This window comes from Helicobacter sp. (assembly GCF_017502485.1).
In the GTDB taxonomy this organism is placed as follows: domain Bacteria; phylum Campylobacterota; class Campylobacteria; order Campylobacterales; family Helicobacteraceae; genus Helicobacter_B.
The window spans coordinates 64,800-74,261 of the sequence record NZ_JAFVUX010000003.1 but is presented as its reverse complement, the minus strand read 5'-3'; the positions used below and the strand labels follow the sequence as shown (position 1 = coordinate 74,261).

General features: G+C 40.7%; 10 protein-coding genes. 2 read left to right on the top strand and 8 right to left on the bottom strand.

Annotated features, from left to right (window positions below; all coding sequences use genetic code 11):
* Positions 1-175 precede the first annotated feature (175 nt).
* Positions 176-943 (bottom strand): ATP-binding protein, encoded by a 768-nt coding sequence (locus IKB69_RS01080; RefSeq protein WP_290945234.1) that lies wholly within the window; start codon positions 941-943, stop codon positions 176-178.
* A complete protein-coding gene (locus IKB69_RS01075) occupies positions 940-2,274 on the bottom strand; it encodes an MFS transporter (RefSeq protein WP_290945232.1) in 1,335 nt (444 codons plus the stop codon). Before IKB69_RS01075 ends, IKB69_RS01080 begins: the two co-directional genes overlap by 4 nt.
* Before the next feature lie 110 nt (positions 2,275-2,384).
* Between IKB69_RS01075 and rdgB the strand changes: the two genes are divergently transcribed.
* Both rdgB and IKB69_RS01065 read left to right on the top strand, forming a co-directional pair.
* Complete coding sequence (gene rdgB / locus IKB69_RS01070; protein ID WP_290945230.1) at positions 2,385-3,008, top strand: RdgB/HAM1 family non-canonical purine NTP pyrophosphatase; 624 nt, start codon at positions 2,385-2,387, stop codon at positions 3,006-3,008.
* Between the two features lie 25 nt (positions 3,009-3,033).
* Positions 3,034-3,411 (top strand): GtrA family protein, encoded by a 378-nt coding sequence (locus IKB69_RS01065; RefSeq protein ID WP_290945228.1) that lies wholly within the window; start codon positions 3,034-3,036, stop codon positions 3,409-3,411.
* Positions 3,412-3,599: 188 nt separating this feature from the next.
* Here IKB69_RS01065 and IKB69_RS01060 read toward each other — a convergent pair whose 3' ends face one another.
* From IKB69_RS01060 to glmS, 6 genes are all read right to left on the bottom strand, one after another.
* Complete coding sequence (locus IKB69_RS01060; RefSeq protein WP_290945226.1) at positions 3,600-4,016, bottom strand: hypothetical protein; 417 nt, start codon at positions 4,014-4,016, stop codon at positions 3,600-3,602.
* Positions 4,017-4,092: 76 nt separating this feature from the next.
* Positions 4,093-4,422 (bottom strand): hypothetical protein, encoded by a 330-nt coding sequence (locus tag IKB69_RS01055; protein ID WP_290945225.1) that lies wholly within the window; start codon positions 4,420-4,422, stop codon positions 4,093-4,095.
* 25 nt (positions 4,423-4,447) lie between these two features.
* Complete coding sequence (locus IKB69_RS01050; RefSeq protein ID WP_290945223.1) at positions 4,448-4,675, bottom strand: hypothetical protein; 228 nt, start codon at positions 4,673-4,675, stop codon at positions 4,448-4,450.
* A gap of 1,440 nt (positions 4,676-6,115) precedes the next feature.
* Positions 6,116-6,241 carry a hypothetical protein gene (locus tag IKB69_RS01045; RefSeq protein WP_290945221.1) on the bottom strand — a complete coding sequence of 42 codons (126 nt, stop codon included), beginning with the start codon at positions 6,239-6,241 and terminating at the stop codon, positions 6,116-6,118.
* A gap of 55 nt (positions 6,242-6,296) precedes the next feature.
* The gene (locus IKB69_RS01040; RefSeq protein ID WP_290945219.1) at positions 6,297-7,388 is read right to left on the bottom strand and encodes an NAD(P)-dependent alcohol dehydrogenase; all 1,092 of its coding nucleotides are present in this window, start codon (positions 7,386-7,388) and stop codon (positions 6,297-6,299) included.
* A gap of 86 nt (positions 7,389-7,474) precedes the next feature.
* The gene (glmS, locus tag IKB69_RS01035) at positions 7,475-9,283 is read right to left on the bottom strand and encodes a glutamine--fructose-6-phosphate transaminase (isomerizing) (RefSeq protein WP_290945217.1); all 1,809 of its coding nucleotides are present in this window, start codon (positions 9,281-9,283) and stop codon (positions 7,475-7,477) included.
* Between the last annotated feature and the right edge of the window lie 179 nt (positions 9,284-9,462).

The window sequence follows — 9,462 nt, the reverse complement described above, 5'->3', positions numbered from 1 at the left end:
GGGGGTAGAGTAAAAAAAGGGGGGGTAGGATGAGTGAAGCAGATCTAGCTAGAGCTTTTTGCCCTTGTATATAGATTTATGCCAAAATAAGCGCGTAAATTCTAGTCTGCGCTATATCGCGCTATATATTCTGCTGATAGTATCTCAAATAAGTATGCTAGAATCTCTAGCATACTTATTCTTGTGTGTCTAAAAATCGCTCATCACAAAAGCTATTTGCGTGCAAGTTGCTAAAGGCATTTTTTAGCGATTTGAATAAAAGTGGATTTTCTTGCTCTAGGTTTGCTAGCATTTTTTTGGTGTTTGCTCTAGATTTTGGGCGTTTATCTTCAGGTAGCCAATTTATGGGGCAGTTGCAATCAGGAGCTATGTAAATGCCGTTATTAGCGATAAAGTCGCGGATCTGTCGCTCACGCACAAAAATCATCGGGCGCAAGACATATAAACCATTTTGCGCGCGATAAATAGGTGGCATAGAGCGTAGCGCACCATTAAAGCTAAGATTCATAAAAAAGCTTTCCACTGCATCATCTAAGTGGTGTCCTAAGGCGATTTTATTAAAGCCACCTTCAAGTGCTAGCGTGTAGAGACTACCACGCCGCATCCTAGAGCAAAAACTGCAGTAAATTGTCCCCTCTCTTTTGTGTTCTTCTAAAATCTTATAAATATCTGTGCGGATTCTCTCATAGGGGATGTTGTTTTGCTCACAATACTTAATGATGTATTCATACTCTCCACCCCTACCATAGTCAATTGTAACCGCTTTAAAGTCAAAGGAGAAAGGCGCGTGCCTTTTCATATATGCAAGGATTGTCGCAAGTAGCATAGAGTCCTTACCGCCACTTAGCCCTAGTAGAATCCTATCGCCCTCTTGGATTAAGCGGTATTTGGCATTGGTGCGCCCTACGATGTTTAAGATCTTTTTGCTAATGATTGGAGTCATTGGGGTTTCTTTATCGTATCTGCTATGGCTTGCGCGCTTTGTGTGCTAAGGATATCACTTCTATATTTTAGAACAATCACGCCTTCTGTGTCATTGGTATAAATCTCAATAATGCCATCTTTAGATTCTAAGGTAGAGATCTTGCTGCGATCATATTCGCTTATGGGGAGATAGAGATTTTTCTGCTTCGTAGGGCTTGCTAGTAGGGCAAAAGACCCTAGCCACAGCACACAAATCACCGCGATAATAACCCCTATCCACATAATCCCTAAATAGTGGTATAGCACGCCACCTAGCACGCCACCTGCAAACGACCCCGCATACGCATAAGTAGCAAAAACGCCCAACGCCCTGCCCCTCTCGTGTGCTTTAGCATATTTACTTGTGAGCGATTGCATTATAGGCTCCAAAGTCGCAAACCCGATGAAAAACACCACAATTCCCGCGATAAATAGCCACAAATAGCGCTCTGCCCCACCAATTGCTAGTAGTATATAGGCGATGAGAAACAACCCCACGCCATAGCCTAGCACAAGCTTTGCCCTGCCATACTTCTCTGCCAAAATGCTTGCAGGTGCTAGAGCAAAAATCCCACAAAGTGCCGCTGGAGTGTAGATCTTCCACAAATCTTCTTTATGCGATCCAATCTCATTAACAAAAACTAGCGGGATTACAACAAAAATCAAAGTCATAAACATCTTTTCTAAAAATGAGCTGCAATTCATAATGATTAAGCTGCGATTGCGCGCGCTTTTTGGCGGATCTTGCTCAAAGGAGTGGGAGATTTTGGGCGTGGCTGGGACTTTAAAGGCAAGCAAAAGCATCGCAATAAGCGTAAGTAAAGCCGTTAGCCAAAAGAGCCACGCCGCACCGACATAACCACCAACAAGAGGACCAATAAGCATAGCAAGTGTAAAGCTAGCAAATATCCCCCCACCCATAAGTGCCATAGCACCTGTGCGCTGCTCTTCTCGCACAAGATCCGTGATCTGCGCACTAACTACTCCGCCAATCGCGCCTGCCCCTTGTATAAATCGCCCAAGGATAAGTAGATAAATAGTATCAGCTAGTGCGCAAATAACAGAACCTATAAGAAATATAAAAAGCCCCACCATAACGACCTTTTTGCGATCAATCCTATCGCTTAGGATTCCAAAGGGTGCCTGAAATATAATTTGTGTGAGATATGCGCCACCCACAGCAAGCCCTAGCAAAATCGCGGAAGTCTCGCCAAACTCTGCAACATACAAAGAAATAACTGGAAGCACGATAAAAAGCCCCAAAAATCGCAGAAATACCACGAAACTTAGGGGGAGAACTGCCTTAACCATATAGATAATCCTTAGGAAGTTGTGTTAAATTTGCTATTATAGCTGGTTTTTTCAAAGCTTGGCTTGCAATGCTTTAGGGACTTGCTTTATGCTACATATAGGAGATTTTAATGTTTCAATTTATTGTCGCTAGTGGGAATAATGGCAAAATCCGCGAGATCCGTGAAATGCTTGGAGATTTAGGACAGATACTTAGCCAGAAAGAAGCAAATATCCTACTAGAGCCTGAGGAATGGGGAGCGACTTTTAGAGAAAATGCGCTAATCAAAGCAAAATCCGTCTTTAATGTCTTGCCCGGTAATCTATATAGCGTGTTTGTGATCGCTGATGATAGTGGGATTTGCGTCGATGCGCTAGATGGAGAGCCCGGGGTCAAGAGCGCGCGCTATGCCAGTACCACGCATAGAAACGCCGAAGATGGCGCAAACCGCTGTAAGCTTATCATCGAGCTAGAGAAGCGCGGTGTCCAAAGCTCTGGGGCGCAGTTTGTTACTTGTATGGCATTAGTGGGGATAGGATCGCGTGGGGAGTATGTGGAGTATGTGGCAAATGGCGTATGCAAGGGCAAAGTGATCAATCACGAAAGGGGACATAATGGCTTTGGCTATGACTCGATGTTTATCCCAGATGGATTCTCACAAACGCTAGCAGAGCTACCCTCAGAGGTGAAAAACTCTCTTTCCCACCGCTACAAAGCCTTACAACAAATCCGCGATCGCCTAGCGCACGCCTAGAATCTAAAACCTTAAAAGATCTAGCGTGAAAAGAGTGCTACAAACAAGCGCGGTGAAATATGCCATTGTCGGAGGGATCAATACCCTTGTGTGCTGGGTGGTGATTCTTGTGTTCACTTGGCTTAGCGTGCTACCAGAGATCGCTAATATACTTGGCTATGCCGTGGGCTTTGCCAACTCCTACTTTCTTAATAAAAAATTCACCTTCAAGTCCACCAACTCCCACAAGCAAGATCTCATCCGCTTTGGCATAGCTATGGGGCTAGCATATCTCATCAATCTAGGTGTGCTAATCCTGTGTTATCGGGTACTTTCAATCGATAAATATATCGCGCAAATTATCGCGGCAGTGTTTTATACAATAAGCGGCTATATTATTAGCAAGTTTTGGGCATTTAAATAGTTTAGGCGTGGCTTTGGCTAAAAAGAACGCCTGCTACGAGCAAGCAGAGCTAGAATCTAAGATTTAGATTCTAGGATTTTTAAGTCTAGTATTTGGTTGTTTGTCGCTTTTATCATTTCCTTACGCATATCTGTATTCATCTTTTACTCTTTTATTAATTGCATGGAATGCTTCACTCCAATATTCTTTTATCTCTCTACCCTCCAAGAACGCATAGTAAAAATCCATCGTATTTTTGTATAGTTTGGTGAGAGCGTGCCATAATCATATTCATGATAGAGTATCCAAGCAATCATCTCATCATCTGGGATAAAGATAAAGGGATAAAATTCCCTTGTGTTAAAATTGTTTGCTGGGATTGTGAGGTCAAGATATTTTAAATCTTGCTCCATATATCCACTACTTGGATCGATAAATACCTTTCTATTGCCACTTTCTTTATCGTTATAGATAAGGATAAATTTACCCTTTAAATTCACTCGCTTACTCTTTAGTATATCAAGCTTTTCTCTTAGCATTCTATATACTTGCATAAGTCTATACACATTATCTTTCCATAAAATAATCTCAAATGGAGCATTAAGGGATTCTTGTCTCTTGTCCAAAACTCGAGTATTCCTTTCATCATCAAAATTCAGTGCAAAGCAATACATAACCAATAGATTCGAGTTTGTTTAAAGCCTAAGTGGTGCAGTTGTGATATGGATATTTATTGATAGGGTTAGAACTATAATACAAGTTTTCCTTTAGGGTTTCAAGGCTTGTCATTTTGCTATCATCTTGTATCAAAATAGGTGTTCTTTTTATTGTTTTTTCTACATCCTGCCTGATAGATTCTAAGAGTTTCTCATATTGTTCTTTAGATATTTCAAATACACAGCGATTCTGTTGCCAAAAAGTAGAGAGTGGTCGTTCATCTATATAAGTGTATTGCTGAAAGTTATCATGCCATTTTGGTATGTATTGATTGTTTTCAAACACCTTGCCCCAATGATTGCTTTTAGATTCCACAGGAGCAAAGCCAAAAAATCCCTCACTACCAAAAGTTAGAATCTAGTATGCTAGGATAAATATTGTTATGCCACATATCTTTTACAGGTATAAGTGTAGGTTTATCAAAATAATATCCTGTTTGATATTTATATATATCAATATCTTTGCGTTTATCTAACTCATCAGGGTGAGTATGAGTAAGCCCTAGAAATGCGTGAGGGATATTGACGCCTTGTATTGGGTGAATGTATAGTGTTACAAAATATGACATAACACTTCCTCATAAGTGACTAAAAAATAATATCCAAATGCAGTATAACATACCATAAAAATTAAACTCAAACTCACCTTGCATATCTTATAGGAAAGATTGATTACAAAAAACGCAATAAGGCTAAGTGAACAAAAACCAACGATAAATTCTGCTATATCACCAATAGTATGAATGTCAATATCAAAAAGCCATTGTGTTGGATATAAGAGCCATCGCAAATTATCACTTTTTATTACAATAGAATATACAATCGGAGAGATTATTACAAGCTCAAAACACATAAAACAATCTAAAAATAAATTTACCAAAATTATCTCTCATATTGCTCTTGTGAGACTTCTAAAGTGCAACGATTTTTAAAAGTTTGTTCGCTTCTTAGTTTTTTACATTCTTGTAATAAATCCTTGCATCAAACGCATCCCTAATCATAAGTAAAAATATAGATTATATCTGTTTCTTTATCAAAAAATATTTTACATTCTAAAGAGCTGTGGGGATTTTTAGTAATCTTGTAAAGATTCTTTAGTGTGATAGCTAAAGAATTTGATGAAAAAGTAACTCTTTACTTAATACGATATAGGCTTTTTGATATGTATTCATTATTGTAGATTCCTTAGGCAGTTTTATAAAATTATAGAATTTGTGGAATTAGATTGTTAAAGGTTTTATAGCAAAACACTTCTGCCCTATTGCTTTCATTAAGCACTTCTTCGTTATTTTGCTGGGCATTTTAACACACTTCATAAGCCTGCTACACTGCGTTGTTGGTCTTCTAGTGTATCAAATAATTCTTTATCAAGAACTCTTATATAAATTTTTGCCTCTTGTAGTTGTCTTGTACTTCACTCAAGACTGCTTGATTCACTTCTTTTAGGGAATTGTAATTCCATTGTTGCGATAGAAAAAGTAAATATTTGAGCTAGACAACCACCCAGTGAATATCCCTTGATAGTAAGTTTAGTCGTAGGGGTAATTAGGAGAATTAAAAATTATTTAGTATAGCTTCTTTCGCAGCATCTTTTAAAAGAGATTTTGTTATGTAGGCTTTATGCTTAGATGTTGTGCTTCTTTGATAGAGTTTTTACCATAGTTTGTATTCTGTAAGATTTTTATTTTTAAGCACAGAATCTCTTTCTACACAAAAAGGAGTTGCAACAAAAGCATATTAAGATGTTGTTTTCAGGGGGCTTCCCAATGCGAGTTTGTATCAGCCCCTATATCACCCTTATTATTTGGCTCTGCACCACGAATAGCTAAAGATAATTGATATATAGTGTCTGTATTCTTTTGTTTTCCTTTTCTCCAAAAAGGGTGGCAGAAAAGCTAGCATTTGTATTTGTTTGAGAAAGTCATAACGCTTAAAGACTTTGGGTAGAGGCAAAGTCGCCATCTAATTTGCCTGCTTTTTATATTGATTTTACATAGTACAATCCACTTCTATTTTTGTATCGTTTTTGTAGGTTTTGTGTAAATATGTCTCTTTGGGATAAAGCCTAGAATCTCTAGCACTTCTTGTAAATTTTGAAATTTTGCTGTGTAATCATTGTCGCCCTTGTGCTTCAACAGTATCTATGCTAGATTCAGCAGGGATTATGGCAGAATCCCTGCTGAATCTTTACTACCCCTCCAAACTTCCCATATCAATCACATAGCGGAATTTTGCCTTGCCACTTGTGAGATTTTCATAAGCTGTATTAATATCATTTACGCTAATGACTTCTGCTTCAGGGTAGATTCCTTGCTGTATAGAAATATCAAGCATTTCTTGCGTCTCTTGTATGCCGCCAATGAGTGAGCCATACACCTTTTTCCCAGCAGAAAAGACAAGTCGCATTACATCAATATGCGTTTTAAACTCTACAGGTGGAAGCCCGACAATCGCCATTTCGCCGCCAAATTTCAGCAAATCCACATAGCTATTGACATCATAAGCTGTAGGAATAGTAGAGATGATAAAGTCAAATCGCTCACTGCACTCACTTGTGCTTGTGTAGAGGGTTTGCACGCCTAGATTCTTCGCCTCTTGTGCTTTAAGCGTATTTCGTGCAAAGACACTGACTTCCGCCCCAAGATAAAGCGCATATTTCACCGCCATAAGCCCAAGTCCGCCAAATCCAGCAACCGCGACTTTATCACCCCTTTTTACCTTGCTAAATTTTAAGGGGCTATAAGTAGTGATTCCAGCACAAAGAAGTGGGGCGACCTTTTCTAGTGGGGCATTTTGTGGCACTTTTAGTGCAAAGTTTTCACTTACAACGATATTATTTGAGTAGCCCCCATAAGTTGGGGCATTATCGTGGAAGCAATCAAGGCAGTCATAAGTAAAAATTGTCTTAGAGTTTTCACAAAACTGCTCTTGGCTTTGCTTACACGCAGCACACTCGCCGCAGGAATTTACCATACAGCCAACCCCAGCATAATCGCCGACTTTAAACCTACTCACATTTTTGCCTACAGCTACCACACGCCCAGCTATCTCGTGCCCGGGGACCATAGGATAGATTCCATCTTTCCACTCACTTCTAGCAGAATGTATATCGCTATGGCAGATTCCAGCATACAGAATTTCAAGTAAAATATCATTCTCTCCCATTGCGTGGCGAGTGAAGTGAAAGGGCTTAAATGTGTCATCTTTGTGTGTAACCGCGTAGCCTTTTGCAGTGATTTTTTGCCCATTTTTGGCTTGAGCTAGATTTTCTTCTAAAAGCATATAACTCCTTAAAAAATATGATAGATTCCTAGAATCTAAAAGATATTATAAAGCTTGGTACCTAGAGTGTCATCAAGCTAGATCATTTACTCTACGGTAACAGACTTAGCAAGGTTCCTTGGCATATCCACATCATTACCCAGCCGCACAGAAATTTCAAGAGCTAGTAGCTGGAGTGCTACCATCATAGAGAAAAACTCTTCCATATAGCTTTGCGCAAAATCGATTTTGATCCAGTCATCTGCGATTGCGAACTCATCTTGAGAAATCGCGCAAATAGTCGCATCGCGCGCGCTTAGCTCCTCAACATTAGAGACAATTTTCTCATAGAGCAAGTGCTTTGGCATAAGAGCTATGGTAAAAAGATTGGCATCAACTAGCGCGATAGGTCCGTGCTTCATCTCTCCACTTGCATAGCCCTCAGCGTGCAAATAGCTAATTTCTTTAAGCTTTAGCGCGCCCTCTAAGGCTAGCGGGTAGAACACATCGCGCCCAATGAAGAAAAATCCGTGTCCGTGCAAATATCGCTTGGAGAGCCTTTTAAGTCGCTCGTGCAAAGCTTGGCTAACTTTGGTCGCAGAAATAGCCGCAATCATACTTGCGCGCTCGCTTTTGCGCCCTTTCTCATCAATCACTCCGCGCAAAATGCCCAAAAACACGCTAAGAATCCACAGCAGCATAACCTGCGTGGCAAAGGCTTTAGTGCTAGCTACGCCCTTTTCTATCCCTGCCCGTGTAAGTAGCACCGCATCTGCTTCTCGCACAATAGAGCTATTATCGACATTGCAGATTGCTAGCGTGCGCAGTCCTTGGGATTTAGCAAGCTTTAGAGCTTCTAGGGTGTCAGCTGTCTCGCCACTTTGAGAGATTACAATAAACAACTCATCACGCAGTAAAATGGGCTTGGCATAGCGCAGCTCGCTTGCAAGAGCGACATTGGTGCGCACCTTTGCCTTGCGCTCTAACAGATATTTGCCAACCATTCCTGCGTGGTAGCTTGTCCCACACGCACAAATAGTAATCTCTCTCACATTCTCAAGTAGCCTAGAATCTAGCTCATCAAGCCTAATGCTATCTTCTCGCACGCGCCCTAACATTGTCTCTAAAAGCACTTGCTCTTGCTCATAGATTTCTTTCTCCATAAAGTAGCGAAAGCCATTTTTCTGCGCATAAGATTTGGAGTGTGTTAGAACTACTTTGGGCTCTAGCTTAGGCAAGTCAAGAGAGTCTCCAACCGCGCCATCCTCTAAATACACCACCATATCTACAAGTCCAATCAAAGGCGCATCTGAAGAGGCAAAAAACACTTCCCTATCAGCATTTGGACTCTCTAAGCTTGTCTTTGTCGCACCAATGATCAAAGGCGCGCCACTTTTGGCATAAAAGATTCTATCAGGTGCTGTCTTTGTGATAAGTAGCGTAGCATACGCACCTTGCAGGCTTTGGGCTGTCTGCTCCCACGCCTTGCGAGGATCTTTTGCCACCTTTAGGTTCTCCTCAAACAAATGCACAATCACTTCCGTATCTGTCTGACTCACAAAGCTATGCCCCTTTGCTATCAAAGAGTCTTTTAGCTCTTTATAGTTCTCAATAATGCCATTATGCACAACATAGCTAAACTCCCCCGTGTGAGGGTGGGCATTTGCTTCTGTGGGCTTGCCGTGCGTAGCCCATCTTGTATGTGCTATGCCTAGTCCAAATCCACTAGAGCTAAAGTCTTTAGTCTTTTGAGCTAGGTTATGCAGCTTGCCCGTGGCTTTAAAGCCTAGAAGCTCACTATCATTTAGCACCGCAAAGCCAGCAGAGTCATAGCCCCTATACTCTAGCTCCTTTAATCCACTTAGTAAAACTTCTCTTTTTTCTTTTGTGCCGATGTAGCCCACAATTCCACACATATTCTCTCTCCACACATTTGCTTTATATGCGCAAGCTACGCGCTAAATCGCGCATTGTAGCGAAATTTCCCTTCTATAAATCTACACAGCCCACAAGCGGAGCTTAGGATTGTAAAAAAATGCTAGAATGCCAAGCTCAATATCCCTGTAAGATTCTAGTCGCTAAGCTGAAAGTGTGG